Below are 19,317 nucleotides of genomic sequence, written 5' to 3'. Positions count from 1 at the left end.
AATGACTATACCGGTCCGGCGAAGGCTCCCTCCGGGATCGAGGAATCACCGATCAATTGGTAGAACGGTGTCTCTATACTATCCCGGTGGTTTCCTTCAAATCGCTTCCAAATCTTCCGCTTTCATGTCGCTTATCCCACGGGGCCGACCATCCATGACCGCACGCATTTTTAAGCCCGCCAAAAACGCGATGCAATCGGGACGTGCCAAGACCAAAGAGTGGCAACTGGATTTCGAGCCGGAGCAGCCGCGCACCGTGGAGCCCTTGATGGGCTGGACCTCGTCGACCGACATGAAGCAGCAGCTGACGCTGCAGTTCGAAACCAAGGAAGAGGCGGTCGCCTATTGCGAGCGCAAGGGCATCGCCTACCAGGTGATCGAGCCGAAGGATTCGGCGCAACGCCAGATCGCCTATGCCGACAATTTCGCGTTCCGCCGCTGGGAGCCCTGGACCCACTAAGGTCGGACGCACCAGGGTTGGACGCACGAGGCCGGTCAGCTTGCAGGGCTTGCTACGAAGCTATCGGGAATCGGCAGCGGCGCGTCCTTGGAGACGCCGAGCACCGGAAAGCTTCGAATTTTACGCACATTGGGCAGACCCGCGAATTGCAGCAGCTGCCGGCGCATGTCATCGACGCTGGGTGCGACGCAGCGGAGCATGAAATCGGCATCGCCCGAGATCCGCCAGCATTGCAGGAAGCGCGGCACGGCCGCCACCGCGGCCTCGAACGCCTCGATCGCGGTCAGGGTCTGGCTGTCGAGCTGGATCAGGACGAACGTCGTCACCTCATAGCCAAGCAGCCGTTCGTCGAGCGTGGCGCGGATCGCCTTAACCACGCCGCGGCTGCGCAAGGCGCGTAGGCGGCGCAGGCAGGGTGGGGCCGTGATGCCGACCCGCTCGGCGAGCTCGTTGATCCTGATCCGCCCGTCGCGTTGCAACTCGGCCAGGATCCGCCGATCGATGTCATCGAGCTGCGGGCGCTCCGTCACAGTCACGAACCCGCAATCGCGGTTTGCGCGCGGTTGCGAACGGCCTGTCCGATCGCAGCCTGCGGCGCGACGCCTGACAGCACCAGCTTCTCATGTGCCGCGATGATGGCATCGCGGGTGAGGCGGCCACCGGGGCGATACCAGGTGCAGAGCCCCGTCAACAGCGAGATGATGGCGAAGGTCGCGACCTGGATATCGACCACCTCGAATACGCCCTCAGCCACGCCGTCGGTGAGGATCTGCGCCAGCCGCGCCTCATAGGCGCCGCGCAGCGCCACCACCGCGTCGTAGTTCTTCGCATCGAGGCTGCGCAGCTCGGAATTGGCGATGAACACCTCGCGCTTCCGGGTCATGTGATAGGTGACGTGGAAGGCGACGAAAGCACGCAGCTGCGCGACTGGATCGGCCTTGCCTTCGAGCGCAAGATCAAGCTCGCGCAGCAAATCGTTGATATGGTCCTGCACCAGATCGAACAGCAGATCCTGCTTGGTTGAGATATGGTTGTAGAGGGAGCCGGCCTGGATGCCGACCTCGGCGGCGAGCTGGCGCAGGCTCATCGCCTCATAGCCGTGCTCGAAGATCAGGCGCACGCCGGCCTTGCGGATCGCCTCCAGCGTGGTGGGGCCGTGTGAGCCGATCGTGCGTGCCATCGGGGCCTCGAAGGAATGTTGGCTTGAGCACAGGAAACAAGCGAACGACCGTACGTTTATCGCATGAAATGCCAACAGATTCAACGAACTGCGGATTTCAATGCCAAACCTTAGCACGATTGCTTGCGAAGCCAAGAAAAAAACGTATGATCGTTTAATTGCAGAATGAATCTCACGGGAGGGATCATGGCCTCGAACCAGGCGGCAATGTTCAATTTCGACCTTGGCGAGACCGCGGATGCGATCCGCGAGACGGTGCATGATTTCTCGACCAACGAGATCGCGCCGCGCGCCGCCGAGATCGACCGCAGCAACCAGTTTCCGCGCGACCTCTGGCCCAGGATCGGTGCGCTCGGGCTGCACGGCATCACCGTCGAGGAGGAGTATGGCGGCTCCGGCCTCGGCTATCTCGAGCACTGCATCGCGGTCGAGGAGATCTCGCGCGCCTCGGCCGCCGTCGGTCTGTCCTACGGCGCCCACTCCAACCTCTGCGTCAACCAGATCCGCCGCAACGGCAACGAGGCGCAGAAGCGCAAATACCTGCCGAAGCTGATCTCCGGCGAGCATGTCGGCTCGCTCGCGATGTCGGAGCCGTCGGCCGGCTCCGACGTGGTCTCGATGAAGACCCGCGCCGACAGGAAGGGCGATCGCTTCGTCCTCAACGGCAACAAGATGTGGATCACCAACGGCCCGGTCGCCGACACGCTGGTGGTCTATGCCAAGACCGATCCGAATGCCGGCCCGCGCGGCATCACCGCCTTCATCATCGAAAAGGGCATGAAGGGATTCTCCACCGCGCAGAAGCTCGACAAGCTCGGCATGCGCGGCTCCGACACCTGCGAGCTGGTGTTCGAGGACTGCGAGGTGCCGGAAGAGAACGTGCTCAGTGAAGTCGGCCGCGGCGTCAACGTGCTGATGAGTGGCCTCGACTATGAGCGCGCGGTGCTGGCGGCGGGGCCGATCGGCATCATGCAGGCCTGCATGGACGTCGTGCTGCCCTACGTCCACGAGCGCAAGCAGTTCGGCGAGCCGATCGGCTCGTTCCAGCTGGTGCAGGGCAAGGTGGCCGACATGTACACCACGATGAACGCCTCGCGCGCTTATGTTTATGCCGTTGCAAAAGCCTGCGACCGCGGGGAGACCACGCGCGAGGACGCCGCCGGCGCGATCCTGTACGCCGCGGAGAAGGCCACCCAATGCGCGCTGGATGCGATCCAGCTGCTCGGCGGCAACGGCTACATCAACGACTATCCGACCGGCCGGCTGCTGCGTGACGCCAAGCTCTACGAGATCGGCGCCGGCACCAGCGAGATCCGCCGCATGCTGATCGGCCGCGAGCTGTTCGCCAAGACGGGGTAGCGACAACTGTCATTCCCCGCGAATGCGGGGAATCCAGTACACTGCGGCCTCTCGATGAGACGCTGACGTCTCTGGAATACCGGATCGCCCGCTTTCGCGGACGATGACACCGAATGAGAACGCAACTGCAATATTAGCCATCGCGTTCCGGCGCGATCATCTTCGCAAAACCAACCGATACTCCAACGAAACGTGCAACACCGATGCCGCTTCATTCGACGATCGATCCCACATCCCAGGAATTCGCCCGCAACGCCGAGGTGATGCGCGGCCTGGTCGCGGAGCTCCGCGAAAAACTCAGCCAGGTGGCCGGCGGCGGAGGCGAGACCTCGCGCAAGCGGCACACCTCGCGCGGCAAGATGCTGGCGCGCGATCGCGTCGATCTGCTGGTCGATCCCGGCACCGCGTTCCTGGAGCTGTCGCCGCTCGCTGCCAACGGGCTGTACGGCGGTGATGTGCATTCGGCGAGCGTGATCACCGGCGTCGGACGCATCGCGGGACGCGAATGCATCATCGTCGCCAATGATGCCACCATCAAGGGCGGCACCTACTACCCGCTGACGGTGAAGAAGCATCTGCGCGCCCAGGACATCGCGCGGCAGAACAATCTGCCCTGCGTCTACATGGTGGATTCCGGCGGCGCCTTCCTGCCGTTGCAGGACGAGATATTTCCCGACGAGCGGCATTTCGGCCGCATCTTCTACAACCAGGCCCAGATGTCGTCGCAGGGCATCCCGCAGATCGCGATCGTGATGGGCTCCTGCACGGCGGGCGGCGCCTATGTGCCGGCGATGTCGGACGAGAGCATCATCGTGCGCAACCAGGGCACCATCTTCCTCGGCGGTCCGCCGCTGGTGAAGGCCGCGACCGGCGAGGTCGTCACCGCGGAAGAGCTCGGCGGCGCCGATGTTCATTCGCGGCAGTCGGGCGTGACCGATCACTATGCCCAGAACGATGCGCATGCGATCGGGATCGCGCGCCGCATCGTCGGCACGCTGAAGCAGCCGGCGAAGGCGGCGTTGAACATGCGCACCGTCCAGGAGCCACTGTTTCCGGCCGAGGAGATCTACGGCGTGGTCTCCGCCGACGGCCGCAAGCCGTTCGACGTGCACGACATCATCGCCCGGATCGTCGACGGCTCCGAGTTTGACGAGTTCAAGAAGCTCTACGGCACCACGCTGATCTGCGGCTTCGCCCATATCTGGGGCTATCCGGTCGGCATCATCGCCAACAACGGCATCCTGTTCAGCGAGAGCTCGCTGAAGGGCGCGCATTTCATCGAACTGTGCTGCCAGCGCGGCATTCCCCTGGTGTTCCTGCAGAACATCACCGGCTTCATGGTCGGCAAGAAGTACGAGGCCGGCGGCATCGCCCGCGACGGCGCCAAGCTGGTGACGGCGGTCGCCACCGCCGGCGTGCCGAAATTCACCGTCGTGATCGGCGGCTCCTACGGCGCCGGCAATTACGGCATGTGCGGCCGCGCCTACAGCCCGCGCTTCCTCTGGCTGTGGCCGAACGCCCGCATCTCCGTGATGGGCGGCGAGCAGGCCTCGATGGTGCTGAGCCAGGTTCGGCGCGACGGCATCGAAGCCAAGGGCGAGAGCTGGTCGGCGGAGGAAGAGGACAAGTTCCGCGAGCCGATCCGCGCGCAATACGAGAAGCAGGGCAATCCCTATTATGCCACCGCGCGGCTGTGGGACGACGGCGTGATCGATCCCGCCGACACCCGCCTCGTGCTCGGGCTCGGCCTGTCGGCCGCGGCGAACGCGCCGATCGAACCCACCAAGTTTGGTCTGTTCAGGATGTGACGCAGGACCCTCATGATGGACCGCTCAAGACTCTATCGGCCTTTCCGTACGCTTCTGATCGCCAATCGGGGCGAGATCGCCTGCCGCGTCATCCGCTCGGCGCGCGCCATGGGGCTGCGCACCGTCGCGGTCTATTCGGAGGCCGACCGGGACGCGATGCATGTCGCGCTCGCCGACGAGGCCGTGCTGCTCGGCCCTGCGCGGGCGCGTGACAGCTATCTCAACATCGAACGCGTCATCGCCGCTGCGAAGCAGAGCGGCGCCGAGGCGGTGCATCCCGGCTACGGCTTCCTGTCCGAGAATGCCGAGTTCGCGCAGGCCTGCCTTGAGGCCGGTCTGGTGTTCGTCGGCCCGACCGCCGCCATGATGACCGCGATGGGCTCGAAGTCCGGCTCGAAGGCGCTGATGGAGAAGGCCGGCGTGCCGCTGGTGCCCGGCTATCACGGCGAGGCCCAGGACGAGGCGACCTTGGCGGAAGCGGCCAACCGGATCGGCTTCCCGGTGCTGGTCAAGGCGTCGGCCGGCGGCGGCGGCCGCGGCATGCGCGTGGTCAATTCGGCGGCGGAACTTTCGGCCGCGATCACCAGCGCCAAGCGCGAGGCCAAGGCGGCGTTCGGCGACGACCGCATGCTGATCGAGAAATACGTGCAGAACCCGCGCCACATCGAGGTGCAGATCATCGGCGACAGCCATGGCCATCTGCTCTCGCTGTGGGAACGCGAATGCACGCTGCAACGGCGGCACCAGAAGGTGATCGAGGAGGCACCGTCGCCGACGCTGAACGCCGCGCAACGCGACACCGTCTGCGAGGCCGCCCGCAAGGCGGCCGGTGCGGTCAACTATGTCGGCGCCGGCACCATCGAGTTCGTCTCCGACGGCAAGGACGTGTTCTTCATCGAGATGAACACCCGTTTGCAGGTCGAGCATCCCGTCACCGAGCTCATCACCGGCGTCGATCTCGTCGAATGGCAGCTCCGCGTCGCGTTCGGCGAGGCGCTGCCGCTGAAGCAAAGCGAGATCAAGCTGAATGGGCACGCCATCGAGGCGCGCGTCTACGCCGAGAATCCGCAGAAGAACTTCATGCCATCGGTCGGCCGCATCAAGACCTGGCGGACGCCGCAAGACGGCGACGGCCTGCGCATCGATGCCGGCTACCGCAGCGGCGACAACGTCTCGCCGTATTACGATGCGATGCTCGCCAAGGTGATCGCCTGGGCGCCGACGCGCGAGGGCGCGATCGAGAAGCTCAATCGCGGGCTGGAACAGACCGATGTCCGCGGCATCGTCACCAACATCCCTTTCCTGTCGGCGCTGGTGACGCATCCGGACACCAGGGTCAATGCGATCGACACCGGCTTCATCGAGCGCGAGCTGAAGAACCTCACGGCCGGCACCGGCGCGGCCGGCGAGTTCGAGCTCTGTGCAGCGGTGGCTGCGATCATCAACGACGAGCGGAAGGCAGCGATGGGCGAGGCCAACTCGCCCTGGCAGACGTTCGGCTGGATGCCGGTCGGCCGCCGCCAGCGGGTGTTTTCGTTTCGGCAGGGTCATGAGCCGGCGCAGACCATCACGTTGCACTATGGCAACGGACCGTCGGCGCTCTCGGTCGGCGGGCACGAGCTTGGCTTTGAAATCTCGTCAGCCGGCGATGACGGCTTTGACTTGACGCTCAATGGCCACAAGTCGCGCGTCGCCTCGGTCGTCGAGGGCCACGAACTCTATCTGCGCACCCGCAACGGCCGCTTCGATCTGCACTGGGTCGATCCGTTCGGCGGCGAGAGCGAGGAGCAGGTCGGCGAGGACAAGATCGTCGCGCCTCTGCCGGGCACCGTGGTCGCGTTGCTGGCCGAGGAGGGCGCGACCCTGGAGAAGGGCGCACCGATCCTGACGCTGGAAGTGATGAAGATGGAGCAGACCCTGCGCGCGCCCTATGCGGGCGTCTTGAAGAAGCTCAAATGCAAGGTCGGCGACATCGTCGGCGAGGGCGTCGAGCTTGCCGAAGTCGAGCCGGCGGCCGCGTCATGAGCGATCAGATCCACATCGTCGAGATGGGGCCGCGCGACGGCCTGCAAAACGAGAAGACGCCGGTCAGCGTCGAGGCGCGAATCGCCTTCGTCGAGGCGCTGGTGGCGGCCGGGCTCAAAACCGTCGAGGTCGGCGCCTTCGTATCGCCGAAGGCGATCCCGCAGATGGCAAGCTCCGATGCGGTGCTGCGCGGTGTCGGTCACGTCAAGGGCGCAGAATTCCACGTGCTGGTGCCGAACGAGAAGGGCTATGACGCCGCGCGCGCGGCCGGCGCCCGGGTGGTCTCGGTGTTCGCGGCGGCCTCCGAGGGCTTTTCGCGCGCCAACATCAATTGCTCGATCGCGGAATCGATCGAGCGCTTCAAGCCGGTGCTGGCGCGCGCCAAGGCCGATGGCGTCAAGGTGCGCGGCTATGTTTCCTGCGTGCTCGGCTGTCCGTTCGATGGCGAGATCAAGCCGAAGGCGGTCGCCGACCTCGCGGTGCGGCTGTGGGATCTCGGCTGCTACGAGATCTCGCTCGGCGACACGATCGGCGTCGGTACGCCGCTCAAGGCCAAGGAGATGCTGCGTGCGGTCGGCTCCGAGCTGCCGGTCGGCAATCTCGCGATGCACTTCCACGACACCTACGGCCAGGCGCTCGCCAATCTCTACGCCGGCATCGAGGAGGGCGTGCGCGTCATCGATGCCGCCGCCGGCGGCCTCGGCGGCTGCCCTTACGCTCCCGGCGCCACCGGCAACGTCGCGACCGAGGACGTCGTCTACATGCTGGAAGGCATGGGCGTGACAACCGGGATCGACATGGACAGGCTGCTGGCCACGACGAACGAGGTCGCCGGCTTGCTCGGCCGCCCGCCGGTCAGCCGCGTCGCCTCCGCGCTCAACGCAAAGCGCAAGCGGCTGGGCGGATCGCAAGTTGCCGGATCGGTGGGGTGATTTGTCCGTCATAGCGGACGCCACTGGGAGCTATGGGCTGCGAGGCGCAGATTCAAGGCGCGCAAGTCGTACCCTGGATTGCGCAGTCCGGGCTCCCGAAGCTCGCTTCTCAACCCATATAGGAAGCGTGCGACAGCGCCTTGCGCTATCGCCGCCCTCTTCGAGGGCGTTTCCTCCCTAGACTTGGGCCGCTTGTTATTCGAGCGGCCCTTTTTCTTACGCGGCCGGACCGTCGATGGTCGCGATCACGATCTTCATATCAGTCGCGAGCTCCCGATAGTGCCCGCCCAGCCGCTGGTAGAGTTCGCGGTTGCCCCCATCCAGCGTCCTGCTCGCGATCAGCTCGCATTCGTTGGCGAGGATCTCAAATCGTTCCAGCTTTGCTTGAAGAGCAGACATGGCGGGCGTGTCCCTGACTGTTACTGAGGGAGTTGCGACGCTACTCCTCCGACGGCGTCTAGTGCAAAATAATTATACGATAGAACTAAATTTGTCCGACAGCGACCCTGACCAATTGATGGTGGATGCAACGGCGTTGATAGGACAGCGGGAGGACCTCATGTTGCAGCGCACACGCCCTGGTTCCCGATCAATCCCGCCAAAACCGTTCATGGCTTGGTGACTCAAACGTGTTGAAGTGAGCGGGCTCGCAAGTGTTCCAGGTGGTCATCTCCCATGTCCGGACAGGTGTCAGCTTCCCGCGGCCGAACGTTCTTGGCCGGAAAGATCGTCTTCAATTTCGGTCGGTCAGCCTTTGACTGCACGGTCCGGCAGCTCACGGATGCGGGCGCGACCGTAGAACTCGAAAGCGTCGTCGGCATTCCCGACCATGTCCAATTGTTGATCGTCGGCACCCATCAGGTGAAGCCGTGCAAGCGGCTGTGGCAATCGGACCGCCAGCTCGGCCTGGCTTTCGACGAGCCGCGCACCAACGCCGCTGCGCCCGCGACTGCCGCGGCCACCGTGCCTGCGCCGGCTGCCATTCCGGAACGGCGCAGCGGCGATATCCTGCGCGGGCACATGCTGGCGCTGCGCGCCGCGCTCGACCAGATTCCGGTCGGCATTCTGCTGCTGGATTCCGAGCTGAAGGCTCTGTTCATCAACCGCGCGTTCCGGACCATGTGGGTGCTTCCGGACGCGGTTGCCGAGCGCACCCCCACCTTCACCGATCTGATGCAGCACGGCTGCAAGACCATGGCCTATGAGCTGCCGGCTGAGCAGCTCCAGGCCTACCTTGCCGAGCGCGTCCGCCTCGTCAGCATCGGGGACCCGAACCCGATCGATCTCCGGCGCAGCAATGGCGACGTGGTACGGTGCCAGTGCACGCCGCTGCCCGACGGCGGCCGCATGGTGAGCTACACGCCGGTGACCGACATCGTGCGCGCATCGGACAAGTTGAAGGTGCTGACCGGCGCGCTCGAGAATGTGGAGGACGGTGTCGTCCTGCTCGACCGCGATCTCAACGCGATCTTCCTCAACCGGCGCATGCGCGAATTCTGGGAAGTCAGCGAGGAGGAGGTGGCGCGGCATCCGCCCTATATCACGCTGCTGACGCGCAATCGCCGGGCCGTCCCGACCGGCGCGACGGCGGAGCAGGTCAAGGCCTTTCCGGCGAAGCGGATCGCCGAGATCAAGGCGGGCGATCACAAGCGCGACGTTCAGACGCCTGACGGCCGCAACATCAGGATCCATTGCTCGACCATGGCAAATGGCGGCCGCATGCTGACCTTTGTCGACATCACCGATCTGGTCAATAACGCACGCCAGCTTGAGGTGCTTGCGACCACTGATCCGCTCACCGGACTGTTCAACCGCAGGCACTTCCTGACCACGCTGGATGCGGAGTGGAGCCGGTTTCAGCGCTACTACCGTTCGGTCTCGGTGCTGATGGTCGATATCGATCACTTCAAGAGCATCAACGACCGGTTCGGTCATGCGGCCGGCGACGAGGCGATCAAGGCCGTCGCCGAGATCTGCGTTCGCGGCAAGCGCAAGTCGGACATGGTGGGCCGTGTCGGCGGCGAGGAGTTCGCGGTGCTGCTGCCGGAAACGACCTTGTCGCGCGCGCGAACCGTCGCCGAGCGCATTCGCAAGCGGGCGGAAGGATTGACGCTAAGCGCGGACGATTGTCCGGTGCGGCTAACAGTGAGCATCGGCATTGCCGAGGCCACCACCAGCATGCCGGGGGTCGATGCGCTGATGAAGGCCGCCGATGCCGCGCTCTACCAGGCCAAGGATCGCGGCCGCAATCGGATCGAGTGCTGGGGACCACCGCTACCGCCGAAACTGGCGGCGGAGTAGGCCCTGCTCCTTCTCTCGTCATTTCCCGATGCGTAATTGCGCATCTGAGGGCGACGCGAAGCGTCGAGCCCGGAATCCATTCGGCCGCATGTTCCGCGGATGACTGGATTCCGGGCTCAGCCCGGAGCCTGTCATCGGGCGCGCATTCGCGCGACCCGTTGGGGCTGCCCCGGAATGACGACGGGTGAAGGGCGCTGCCCCTAGCGCTGATTTGCCCGACGGCGCAAGCCCCCACAGCAAAAATATTTCTCTTTATCCGAAGTGCAGCTCAATGCTATAAATCCGAAGTCTCACCCGACAGGAGGGGCGCTTCGCGGTCGTCACGAACGCGGGTCGAGATGCGGTGGACGCTGCGCGTGGCCTGACGAGAGCACGCAAGGCGGACGGCGAAATCGTGCAGGCCTGACGCCCTAGCGGTAGGTGTCTCTTCCGATTGCGCAAATGCGCGTTGTGAAGACGGTGACAACAAAGCCAAGTCTCGCCGGGGAGAGCACGTATAAGCCGTAAGCCATCGCGCAGGGAAAGCCGGGTTGCTCCGGTTACACCTGTGGTCCTACCCCCGAGCTTTCTACCCATTGCTCGGGGCCCATGGGTGCGATCGGCACCCGGCTTTCCCTGCGCCCTCTGAAGAGAGAGGGCGGGAAGAAAGAGCAAGACTCGGACAATTCATGTCGCGAGAACGCGAAGCTGTATCCCAATCCTCGTCGTCCTCCTGGCTTTGCCAGACGACGGTTGGCGAGATCGCGCACCCGACTGTATTACCGCTATTTTCGGTCAAGTTCCCATAAGGACTAGTAATACATGGTTGCTCAGCAGCCACGATTGTTGCGTCAGCGCAACATGACTTGAACATTTAACCCTAAAAGCAGCCGGCCTGCCGTCGCGCCGCTTTTTGGCCACACCCTGACATGAAAGGATATTCACCTAGCTGAATAGCCAGCGCTCCGACGACGGGACATTTTTTCGGGTTCCGGCGTTGATGGAGGAAAGAGCGCGGCAAACAAGCGTCGGAACAGGGTCGCGATGGACGCCAAGGTGGACGGCAAGATCAAGGGCAGGCTGCCGAGCCGTCATGTGACGGAGGGTCCCGAGCGCGCGCCGCATCGTTCCTATCTCTATGCGATGGGGTTGACGACAGCCCAGATTCATCAACCGTTTGTCGGCGTTGCTTCATGTTGGAATGAAGCCGCGCCTTGCAACATTTCGCTGATGCGCCAGGCGCAGGCGGTGAAGAAGGGGGTGGCCTCCGCCGGCGGCACGCCGCGCGAGTTCTGCACCATCACCGTGACCGACGGCATCGCGATGGGCCATGACGGCATGCGCTCGTCGCTGCCGTCGCGCGAATGCATCGCCGATTCGGTCGAACTGACCGTCCGCGGCCATTCCTACGACGCGCTGGTCGGGCTCGCCGGCTGCGACAAGTCGCTGCCCGGCATGATGATGGCGATGGTCCGGCTCAACGTGCCCTCGATCTTCATCTATGGCGGCTCGATCCTGCCGGGCAATTTCCGCGGCCAGCCGGTCACCGTGCAGGACATGTTCGAGGCGGTCGGCAAGCACTCAGTCGGCGCCATGTCGGACGAGGACCTCGACGAGATCGAGCGGGTGGCATGCCCGTCGGCCGGCGCCTGCGGTGCCCAGTTCACCGCCAACACCATGGCGACCGTTTCCGAGGCGATCGGCCTTGCGCTGCCGTATTCGGCCGGGGCTCCGGCGCCCTACGAGATCCGCGACTCCTTCTGCGCCGCCGCCGGCGAGAAGGTGATGGAGCTGATCGCGAAAAACATCAGGCCCCGCGACATCGTCACCAGGGAAGCCCTTGAAAATGCTGCGGCCGTGGTTGCAGCCTCAGGTGGTTCGACCAATGCTGCGCTGCACCTGCCGGCGATTGCCCATGAGTGCGGCATTAAATTCAATTTGTTCGACGTTGCCGAAATCTTCAAAAAGACTCCTTACGTCGCGGATTTGAAGCCGGGAGGCCGTTATGTTGCCAAAGACATGTTTGAAGTAGGTGGCATTCCGCTGCTGATGAAGACGCTGCTCGACAATGGCCACCTGCACGGGAATTGCCTCACCGTCACTGGCCGAACGATCGCCGAAAACCTCAAAAGCGTGAAATGGAATCCGCACCAGGATGTGGTGCGGCCCGCCAGCAATCCGATCACCGTCACGGGTGGCGTGGTCGGGCTGAAGGGTAATCTCGCTCCGGAGGGTGCGATCGTGAAGGTCGCGGGAATGTCCAACCTGAAGTTCACCGGTCCGGCCCGGTGCTTCGACCGCGAGGAAGACGCCTTCGAGGCGGTGCAGAAGCGCACCTACCGGGAAGGCGACGTGATTGTGATCCGCTACGAGGGGCCGAAGGGCGGCCCCGGGATGCGGGAGATGCTGGCGACCACGGCGGCGCTGACCGGGCAGGGGATGGGCGGCAAGATCGCCCTGATCACCGATGGCCGGTTCTCCGGCGCCACCCGCGGCTTCTGCATCGGACATATTGGACCTGAAGCGGCCGTCGGCGGGCCGATCGGGTTGTTGCAAGACGGCGACATCATCGAGATCGATGCGGTCGCCGGCACCCTTAACGTAAATTTGAGCGACGCCGAACTCGCAAATCGTAAGACCAAATGGGCCCCTCGCGCGACGAACCATACATCTGGTGCGCTGTGGAAGTACGCCGAGCAAGTGGGGCCGGCGGTGGATGGCGCAGTCACCCATCCGGGTGGCGCGTACGAGAAACAGTGTTATGCGGACGTTTAAGCGTACGATATTTGCGTTTGCGTTAGGGGCCATCCCGGTGGCGGGCCCAGGATTCGGATTCGACGGCGCCCCGGTCAACCCGAAGGACACCGCGCTTCCTGTGGTTTCGCCTCAACCCGGTACGGCGGCCGCCCTGAAGCGGGCTGCGGTGCCGGCGGCTTCGGTCGATACGCTGTCGAACTCCACCGTCATGTCGCTGGCCGAGAGCGGCCATCCGATCGCGCAGTGGAAGGTCGGCAAGATGTACGCCGATGGCGACGGGGTTGCGCAGGACGATCTGCGCGCCTTCGAATATTTCAGCCGAATCGCCAATGCGCATGCCGAGGATTCGCCGTCGGCGCCGCAGGCCTCGGTCGTTGCCAACGCCTTCGTGGCGCTCGGCCGCTACTATCTGAGCGGCATTCCCAATTCCAAGGTGAAGGCCGACACCGAGCGGGCGCGGGAGATGTTCTCCTATGCCGCCTCCTATTTCGGCAATGCCGACGCCCAATACGACCTGGCCCGGCTGTATCTGAAGACGCCGGACGCCTCGCGGGACGATTTCCGCTATGGCGCGCGCTGGCTCGGTCTGGCCGCCCAGAAGGGCCAGCATCAGGCGCAGGCGCTGCTTGGCCAGATGCTGTTCAACGGCGACCGGCTGCCGCCGCAGCGGGCGCGTGGCCTGATGTGGCTGACCCTGGCGCGCGACAGCGCCACGCCGGACGAGGCCTGGATCAAGGAAAGCTACAATCGGGCGATCGCCAAGGCCTCCGAGGACGACCGCGCGATGGCACTGCAGATGCTCGAGCACTGGGTGCAGGGCCGTCGCGACTAGAGGGCGCCGCGACTGATATCGCGGGCGGCCCGCAAGTCGCTTGGTTCGCAAGGGCTCAGGCGGTCTCGAAATCGAGATCGGCCCACACCGGGACATGGTCGGACGGCTTCTCCCAGGCGCGGACATAGCTGTCGATGCCGACATCGATCAGCCGGTCGCTGGCCTGCGGCGACATCAGGAGATGGTCGATGCGCAGGCCCCAGTTCTTCTGCCAGGCGCCCGCCTGGTAGTCCCAGAAGGTGTACTGGCCGGGCTCGTCATTGACTGCCCGCAGCGCATCGGTGAGGCCGAGGCCGAGCAGCGACTGGAAGGCCTCGCGGGTCTGAGGGCGGAACAGGGCGTCGTCCGCCCAGGCGGCCGGATTGTAGACATCGCGGGCCGCCGGAATGACGTTGAAGTCGCCGGCCAGGATCAGCGGCTCCTCGGCCTTAAGCCGTTCCCGCGTGTACTCAAGAAGCCGCGACATCCATTTGAGCTTGTAGGGATATTTGTCGGTATTGGCCGGGTTGCCATTGGGCAGATAAAGACATGCGACCCGCACCACGCCCTGCTTCAGCGTGACGACGCCTTCGAGGAAGCGGGCATGGGCGTCCTCGTCGTCGCCGGCGAGGCCGGATTTGGTCTCGTCGAACGGCAGTTTCGAGAGCAGCGCGACGCCGTTGAAGGTCTTCTGGCCGTGGGTGACGACATTATACCCGAGCGCCTCGATCTCGAGCCGGGGAAACGCGTCATCGATGCATTTGATCTCCTGCAAGCAGACGATGTCGGGGGAACACTCCTTCAGCCAGGCGACCAGAAGTTCGATCCGTTGCCGGACCGAATTGACGTTCCACGTAGCGATGCGCATGCCAATGACCGGATTGAAGCTGCAGGATTTCACTTAGGTGGCATACCATGGGCAGTCCGCCTGTGCTAACCCTCTCCAGAAACAAGGCGTAACAATTGCCGACGGGGGAGTGACGACGCGTCCCGGCCTTCAAGGGAAGTCTGGCGGCGCACGTTCAAGACATATGAAAAAACGTAATTTGGTCCTGACTATCGCTGTTCTCGGCATTGCCGCCGGGACGGCTTACCTGACCCGCGCTTCATGGATGGGTGGCGGTGCTGCCACTGCGCAAGGGACCCCGCGGCCGCGCGTTGTGTCGGTCGATCTCGCCAAGGCCGAACGCAAATCGGTGCCGGTCGATGTCGATGCGATCGGACAGGTCACGCCGATCTCCAGCGTGGCGCTGAAGTCGCGGCTGGAGACCACCATCGTCTCGGTGCATTTCGAGGACGGCGCCAGGGTCAATGAAGGCGACCTGCTGTTCATGCTCGACGCGCGGCAGATCGACGCCCAGATCGAGCAGGCCGAGGGTGTGCTGGCCCGCGACCAGGCCCAGCTCGAGGGCGCCCAGCGCGACCTCCGCCGCTACACCGAACTGGTCGGCAAGGGCGCCACCACCCAGGTCAATCTCGACAACGCCAAAACCCAGTCCGATGTCCTGATCGGCACCATCAAGGCCGACCAGTTCGCACTGGAAAACCTCCGCGTCCAGAAAAGTTACACCGTGATCCGCGCCCCGTTCGCGGGGCGGATCAGCGCCGCCAACGTCAAGGTCGGGAACTTCGTCCGCCCCGCCGACACCCAGCCGCTCGCCGTCATCAACCAGATGGCGCCGGTCTACGTCACCTTTGCGATCCCGCAGCGGGCGCTGGTCGACCTGCGCGATGCGATGGGGAAGGCCGATCCGAAGGTGATCGCGACCATTCCCGGCCATCAGCGCTCAGAAAGCGGCAAGGTGGCGATGGTCGAGAACGCCGTCGATGCGACCACCGGCATGGTCACCGTGCGCGGCATCATGAGCAACACAAGCGAGACGCTGTGGCCCGGCACCATCGTGCAAACCAAGCTGATCATCCGCAGCGAGGATGCCGTCGTGGTGCCGACGGTCGCGGTCCAGCGCAGCCAGAACGGTAATTTCGTGTTCATCGTGAAGGACGGCGTCGCCAAGGTCCAGCCGGTCAAGGTCGACCGAACCTTCCAGGGCTCGTCGGTCATTTCTGACGGACTGACGGGTGATGAAAGCATCGTCGTCGACGGCCAGTTGCTGCTGTCGGAGGGATCGCGGGTCGAGCCACGGGCACGCAAGGCCGGAGCCTGACCGATGACGCTGTCCGAGCTCTGCATCCGCCGCCCGGTCATGACGACGCTGATCACGGCGTCGATCATCGCCTTCGGCGTGTTCGGCTTCCGCCTGCTGCCGGTCTCGGCGCTGCCCAAGGTCGACTTCCCGACCATTGCGGTCACCGCGACCTTGCCCGGCGCCAGCGCCGACACCATGGCGGCCTCGGTCGCAGGGATCATCGAGCGCCAGCTCTCGACCATCGCCGGCATCTCGTCGATGAACTCGAACTCGTCGCAGGGCACCAGCGTCATCACCATCCAGTTCGACCTTAACCGCAACATCGACGCCGCCGCGCTCGACGTGCAGACGGCACTAACGATCGCGCAGCGCCGGCTGCCGATCGAGATGACGATCCCGCCGAGCTTCCGGAAGGTGAACCCGGCGGATTTCCCGGTGCTGTTCGTCTCGCTGGGCTCGGCGACGCTGCCGCTCTCGGCGGTCAATGAATACGGTGACATCACGATCGGGCAGGCGCTGTCGCAGCTGCCGGGCGTCGCGCAGGTGCTGATCTACGGCGCGCAGAAATTCGCGATCCGGGTGCAGGCCGATCCGGAGGCTGCTGCCGCCCGCGGCGTCGCGATGGAGGATATTCGCGCCGCGGTGTCGCGCGCCAATTCCTCGACCCCGGTCGGCACGCTGAACGGCCCCAAGCAGGACGTCGCGCTGCAAGCCTCCGGCCAGATGGACAAGGCGGCCGATTACCGCCAGATCTACGTTGCCTGGCGCAACGGCTCGCCGGTCCGGCTCGACGAGATCGCCAAGGTCTATGACAGCGTCGAGAACGACAAGATCGCGACCTGGATGAACGACGAGCGGGCGATCGTGCTCGCGATCCAGAAGCAGCCCGACGCCAACACCGTGGCCGTGGTCGATGCCGTGCTCGCCAAACTGCCGTCGCTGCGCGCCGCGATCCCGCCCTCGGTGACCATGCAGGTGATGATGGACCGCTCGGTCTCGATCCGGCAGGCGGTCAGCGACGTCGAGGAAACCCTGCTGATCGCGATCGCGCTGGTGATCCTGGTGATCTTCCTGTTCCTGCGCTCGGCGTCCGCGACCTTCATTCCGGCGCTGGCGGTGCCGATCTCGCTGTTCGGCACCTGCGCGGTCATGTACGCGCTGGACTACTCGATCAACAACATGACGCTGCTGGCGCTGACGCTCTCGGTCGGCTTCGTGGTCGACGACGCCATCGTCATGCTGGAGAACATCGTCCGCCACATCGAGCACGGCATGAAGCCGTTCGAGGCGGCGCTGAAGGGCGCCCGCGAGATCGGCTTCACCATCATCTCGATCACCTTCTCGCTGATCGCCGTGTTCATTCCGGTGCTCTTGATGGGCGGCATCGTCGGCCGCGTGTTCCGCGAATTCGCGGTCACGATCTCGGTCGCGATCATCGTCTCGGGCTTCGTGTCGCTGACCCTGACGCCGATGCTCTGCGCCCGCGTGCTGCGCGCCCATGACGCGACCAAGCGGCCGAACATCGTGCTGCGCGCGTTCGAGGCGATATTCGAGACCTGGCTGCGCGCCTATGAATGGGCGCTGGACTGGGTGCTGGCCAAGAAGGCGCTGATGCTGGTGGTGACGCTGGCGACGCTCGGCGGCACCATCTATCTCTATTTGATCGCGCCGAAGGGCTTCTTTCCGCAGGAGGACACCGGATTCCTGATCGGCGTGACGGAGGCCGCGACCGACACCTCGTTCGAGGCGATGAAGGTGCGCCAGCAGGCGCTGGTCGAGGTGATGCGGACCGATCCGGCGGTCGATTACGTCAATTCCACCGTCGGCTCCGGCGGTCCCAATCCGACCACCAATTACGGCCGGCTGTTCATCGCGCTGAAGCCGCAGAAGGCCCGCGACAACGCCACCGTCGTGATCGGGCGGCTGCGCCAGAAGGCGCGCGAGATCCCGGGCATGCAGGCGTTCTTCCAAAGCGTCCAGAACCTCAATATCGGCGGCCGCATCTCGAAGAGCCAGTATCAATATGTGATGCAGAGCGGCGATACCGAGTCGCTGTACCGGCTGGCGCCCGAGATGCGCGACAAGATCGAGAAGATTCCGGGCCTGCTGGACGTCACCACCGATCTCTACATCAAGAACCCGCAGATGACGGTCGACATCGACCGCGAGAAGGCGGCGGTCTACGGCGTGACCGTCGATCAGGTCCGCAACCAGCTCTACAACGCTTACGGCGCCCGGCAGGTCGGCACCATCTACATGCCGTCGAACGACTACCAGATCATCCTGGAGGTGCAGCCGCAGTTTCGCGTCGACCCGTCTGATCTGTCGAAGCTCTACATGAAGACCGCGAACGGCCAGACCATTCCGCTCGATGCGGTGGCGCGGCTGGTGCCATCGGTCGGACCGCTGCAGATCAACCACCAGGGCCAGCAGCCGGCGGTGACGATCTCGTTCAATCTCGCGCCCGGCATCTCCCTCGGCTACGCGGTCGACAAGATCACCGAGCTCGAGCAGACGGCGAATTTGCCGCCGACGATCGCGACGGGGTTCTCCGGTACCGCGCAGGTGTTCCAGGATTCGCTGCGCGGGCAGGGCGTGCTGATCCTCGCCGCGGTGTTCGCGGCCTTCGTGATCCTCGGCATCCTCTACGAGAGCTTCATCCACCCGATCACGATCATCTCGGGCCTGCCGTCGGCCGGCATCGGCGCGATTCTGACGCTGATGCTGTTCGGCATGGAGCTGTCGGTGATCGCGATGATCGGCATCGTGATGCTGGTCGGCATCGTCAAGAAGAACGCGATCATGATGGTCGACTTCGCGCTGGAGCGCCGCCGCGTCGGGCTGAGCGCCGAGCACGCGATCCGGGAGGCGGCGCTGCTGCGCTTCCGCCCGATCATGATGACGACGTTCGCGGCGATCTTCGGCACGCTGCCGATTGCGCTCGGCGCGGGTGCCGGCGCCGAACTGCGTCAGCCGCTCGGCGTCGCCGTGGTCGGCGGCCTCTGCGTGTCGCAATTGCTGACGCTGTTCATCACGCCCGTGATCTACATCTATCTCGACCGCATCGACCGCAGGCTGCGGCGCAAGCTCGATCCGCAGGCGGAGGCGGGTGGAGACGTCGAGCGGCCGCAGGTGGTCGCCGCGGAATAGCGCGGCGTATCTCGCGAACCAATCGCGGGTTCGCGTTGGGAAACCGTATCAAAGCGTGGAGCGTTAGATCGAGAAGCTGGTGCCGCAGCCGCAGGAGGCGGTGGCGTTCGGGTTGACGACGCGGAACGAGGCGCCGATCAGATCGTCGACGAAGTCGACTTCCGAGCCCGCCAGGAACGGGACCGAGGCGGGATCGATCAGTACCACGGCGCTGTCGCGCTCGATCACGAGGTCGTCATCGGCCTGGGTGCGCTCAACGTCGAACTTGTACTGGAAACCGGAGCAGCCGCCGCCCTCGACGGAAATGCGCAGCTTGGCGCCGTCGCCTTCCTTGCTGAGGATCTGCCCGATCCGGCGGGCAGCCCGTTCGCTGACGGTGATGGCAGCAGTCATGTTCGGTCTCCGAAA

Annotated in this window: 15 protein-coding genes; 10 read left to right on the top strand and 5 right to left on the bottom strand. The window is 64.6% G+C overall.

The annotated features are described in order from the left end of the window. Positions 1–154 precede the first annotated feature (154 nt). Positions 155–460: an ETC complex I subunit gene (locus tag ACVINW_RS31990; RefSeq protein ID WP_456754952.1), complete on the top strand. Its 306-nt coding sequence runs from the start codon at positions 155–157 to the stop codon at positions 458–460. Between the two features lie 35 nt (positions 461–495). On the opposite strand, the gene ACVINW_RS31985 is transcribed toward ACVINW_RS31990, so the two are convergent. Continuing rightward, a complete protein-coding gene (locus ACVINW_RS31985) occupies positions 496–990 on the bottom strand; it encodes an Lrp/AsnC family transcriptional regulator (protein ID WP_456756548.1) in 495 nt (164 codons plus the stop codon). A gap of 2 nt (positions 991–992) precedes the next feature. Beyond that, a complete protein-coding gene (locus ACVINW_RS31980; protein ID WP_456754951.1) occupies positions 993–1,640 on the bottom strand; it encodes a TetR/AcrR family transcriptional regulator in 648 nt (215 codons plus the stop codon). Positions 1,641–1,826: 186 nt separating this feature from the next. On the opposite strand from ACVINW_RS31980, the gene ACVINW_RS31975 reads away from it, so the two are divergent. The 4 genes from ACVINW_RS31975 to ACVINW_RS31960 all read left to right on the top strand — a co-directional run bounded on the left by ACVINW_RS31975 (position 1,827) and on the right by ACVINW_RS31960 (position 7,764). Next, a complete protein-coding gene (locus ACVINW_RS31975; protein WP_456754950.1) occupies positions 1,827–2,999 on the top strand; it encodes an isovaleryl-CoA dehydrogenase in 1,173 nt (390 codons plus the stop codon). A 203-nt stretch (positions 3,000–3,202) separates the two neighbouring features. Further along, on the top strand, positions 3,203–4,807 hold the full coding sequence (locus tag ACVINW_RS31970) for a carboxyl transferase domain-containing protein (protein ID WP_456754949.1): 1,605 nt from the start codon (positions 3,203–3,205) through the stop codon (positions 4,805–4,807). A 15-nt stretch (positions 4,808–4,822) separates the two neighbouring features. Next, positions 4,823–6,832, top strand: a complete 2,010-nt coding sequence (locus tag ACVINW_RS31965; protein WP_456754948.1) for an acetyl/propionyl/methylcrotonyl-CoA carboxylase subunit alpha — start codon at positions 4,823–4,825, stop codon at positions 6,830–6,832. Beyond that, positions 6,829–7,764, top strand: coding sequence for a hydroxymethylglutaryl-CoA lyase (locus ACVINW_RS31960; protein WP_456754947.1), 936 nt, complete (start codon positions 6,829–6,831; stop codon positions 7,762–7,764). Before ACVINW_RS31965 ends, ACVINW_RS31960 begins: the two co-directional genes overlap by 4 nt. A 216-nt stretch (positions 7,765–7,980) precedes the next feature. On the opposite strand, the gene ACVINW_RS31955 is transcribed toward ACVINW_RS31960, so the two are convergent. Further along, positions 7,981–8,163, bottom strand: coding sequence for a hypothetical protein (locus tag ACVINW_RS31955; RefSeq protein WP_456754946.1), 183 nt, complete (start codon positions 8,161–8,163; stop codon positions 7,981–7,983). 315 nt (positions 8,164–8,478) lie between these two features. Between ACVINW_RS31955 and ACVINW_RS31950 the strand changes: the two genes are divergently transcribed. From ACVINW_RS31950 to ACVINW_RS31940, 3 genes are all read left to right on the top strand, one after another. Continuing rightward, a complete protein-coding gene (locus ACVINW_RS31950) occupies positions 8,479–10,065 on the top strand; it encodes a diguanylate cyclase (RefSeq protein WP_456754945.1) in 1,587 nt (528 codons plus the stop codon). Positions 10,066–11,088: 1,023 nt separating this feature from the next. Continuing rightward, complete coding sequence (gene ilvD, locus ACVINW_RS31945) at positions 11,089–12,819, top strand: dihydroxy-acid dehydratase (RefSeq protein WP_456754944.1); 1,731 nt, start codon at positions 11,089–11,091, stop codon at positions 12,817–12,819. Between the two features lie 190 nt (positions 12,820–13,009). Then, complete coding sequence (locus ACVINW_RS31940; RefSeq protein ID WP_456756547.1) at positions 13,010–13,633, top strand: tetratricopeptide repeat protein; 624 nt, start codon at positions 13,010–13,012, stop codon at positions 13,631–13,633. Between the two features lie 55 nt (positions 13,634–13,688). Here the strand turns inward: ACVINW_RS31940 and xth are convergent, their stop codons facing one another. Continuing rightward, entirely contained in the window at positions 13,689–14,480 is a 792-nt protein-coding gene (gene xth, locus ACVINW_RS31935; RefSeq protein ID WP_456754943.1) for an exodeoxyribonuclease III, read from the bottom strand. Positions 14,481–14,643: 163 nt separating this feature from the next. On the opposite strand from xth, the gene ACVINW_RS31930 reads away from it, so the two are divergent. After that, the gene (locus ACVINW_RS31930) at positions 14,644–15,777 is read left to right on the top strand and encodes an efflux RND transporter periplasmic adaptor subunit (RefSeq protein ID WP_456754942.1); all 1,134 of its coding nucleotides are present in this window, start codon (positions 14,644–14,646) and stop codon (positions 15,775–15,777) included. Between the two features lie 3 nt (positions 15,778–15,780). After that, positions 15,781–18,909 carry an efflux RND transporter permease subunit gene (locus tag ACVINW_RS31925; protein WP_456754941.1) on the top strand — a complete coding sequence of 1,043 codons (3,129 nt, stop codon included), beginning with the start codon at positions 15,781–15,783 and terminating at the stop codon, positions 18,907–18,909. Between the two features lie 63 nt (positions 18,910–18,972). On the opposite strand, the gene erpA is transcribed toward ACVINW_RS31925, so the two are convergent. Beyond that, positions 18,973–19,302, bottom strand: coding sequence for an iron-sulfur cluster insertion protein ErpA (erpA, locus tag ACVINW_RS31920; protein ID WP_021081206.1), 330 nt, complete (start codon positions 19,300–19,302; stop codon positions 18,973–18,975). Positions 19,303–19,317: the final 15 nt, after the last annotated feature.

Source organism: Bradyrhizobium sp. USDA 4461 (assembly GCF_054055655.1).
This window is presented reverse-complemented; position numbering and strand designations above follow the sequence as displayed.

Coding starts and splice junctions, on each gene's coding strand:
- ACVINW_RS31990 (WP_456754952.1), top strand. CDS start 155: ATGACCGCACGCATTTTTAAGCCCGCCAAAAACGCGATGCAATCGGGA.
- ACVINW_RS31980 (WP_456754951.1), bottom strand. CDS start 1,640: ATGGCACGCACGATCGGCTCACACGGCCCCACCACGCTGGAGGCGATC.
- ACVINW_RS31975 (WP_456754950.1), top strand. CDS start 1,827: ATGGCCTCGAACCAGGCGGCAATGTTCAATTTCGACCTTGGCGAGACC.
- ACVINW_RS31970 (WP_456754949.1), top strand. CDS start 3,203: ATGCCGCTTCATTCGACGATCGATCCCACATCCCAGGAATTCGCCCGC.
- ACVINW_RS31965 (WP_456754948.1), top strand. CDS start 4,823: ATGGACCGCTCAAGACTCTATCGGCCTTTCCGTACGCTTCTGATCGCC.
- ACVINW_RS31960 (WP_456754947.1), top strand. CDS start 6,829: ATGAGCGATCAGATCCACATCGTCGAGATGGGGCCGCGCGACGGCCTG.
- ACVINW_RS31955 (WP_456754946.1), bottom strand. CDS start 8,163: ATGTCTGCTCTTCAAGCAAAGCTGGAACGATTTGAGATCCTCGCCAAC.
- ilvD (WP_456754944.1), top strand. CDS start 11,089: ATGGACGCCAAGGTGGACGGCAAGATCAAGGGCAGGCTGCCGAGCCGT.
- ACVINW_RS31940 (WP_456756547.1), top strand. CDS start 13,010: ATGTCGCTGGCCGAGAGCGGCCATCCGATCGCGCAGTGGAAGGTCGGC.
- xth (WP_456754943.1), bottom strand. CDS start 14,480: ATGCGCATCGCTACGTGGAACGTCAATTCGGTCCGGCAACGGATCGAA.
- ACVINW_RS31930 (WP_456754942.1), top strand. CDS start 14,644: ATGAAAAAACGTAATTTGGTCCTGACTATCGCTGTTCTCGGCATTGCC.
- ACVINW_RS31925 (WP_456754941.1), top strand. CDS start 15,781: ATGACGCTGTCCGAGCTCTGCATCCGCCGCCCGGTCATGACGACGCTG.
- erpA (WP_021081206.1), bottom strand. CDS start 19,302: ATGACTGCTGCCATCACCGTCAGCGAACGGGCTGCCCGCCGGATCGGG.